At 39.3% G+C, this 662-nt stretch carries 1 protein-coding gene; it reads right to left on the minus strand.

The genetic code is table 11. The features are described 5' to 3' along the window. The coding region (bioD, locus tag JR005_RS02160) for a dethiobiotin synthase (RefSeq protein WP_218665503.1) at nt 1-626 on the minus strand (626 nt) is incomplete at its 3' end. Nucleotides 627-662: the final 36 nt, after the last annotated feature.

Here is a 662-nt window from a genome sequence, read left to right on the forward strand (position 1 = left end):
TCAATCCACTTCGCTTCTGGAAAATTGTGTTTTAAATAATGTTTTAAATATTGAGCGGTATCTTTTGAAATAATCTCATCCTGAGATTCATCATTTAAATTATAAGCCAAAGCAAACAAAGATAATCCACGTTGTTTTAAAGCTTCCAGACTCAACAAAGTATGGTTAATACTGCCCAAACGTCCAGAACTGACTAAAATCACAGGGAACTGTTTTTGGGCAATATAATCGATAGTCAGCAGTTCCGTGGTTAAGGGAACCATTAGCCCACCTGCCCCTTCTAATAACACCACATCAAAGCGTTGTTGTAGGGTTTGAGTCGCCTGTTCAATTTTATCAAAATCAATTTCTCGGCCATCTAACTGTGTCGCTAAATGTGGCGATGCAGGATAACTAAAAATCTCAGGCATAGTGAGCTTTTCATGATCTTCTGCCAACCAGCCTGTTCCCATAATGTCACGATGTTTTTGAATATCTTCAGACACATCTACATTTCCAGTCTGAATCAATTTTTGGGTAATGGTCGACTGCCCTTGAGCGTTCCAGAGTTTTGCCAAATAGCCTGTCGCATAGGTTTTACCAATTCCTGTATCAATTCCACTGACAAAATAAACTGAGGCACTCATGATTTTCTCCGCGCGATACAATAGATAGGATGGTAG

Origin of the sequence: Acinetobacter sp. Colony158 (assembly GCF_019264745.1) — a bacterium.
GTDB classification, from domain to species: Bacteria; Pseudomonadota; Gammaproteobacteria; order Pseudomonadales; family Moraxellaceae; genus Acinetobacter; species Acinetobacter ursingii.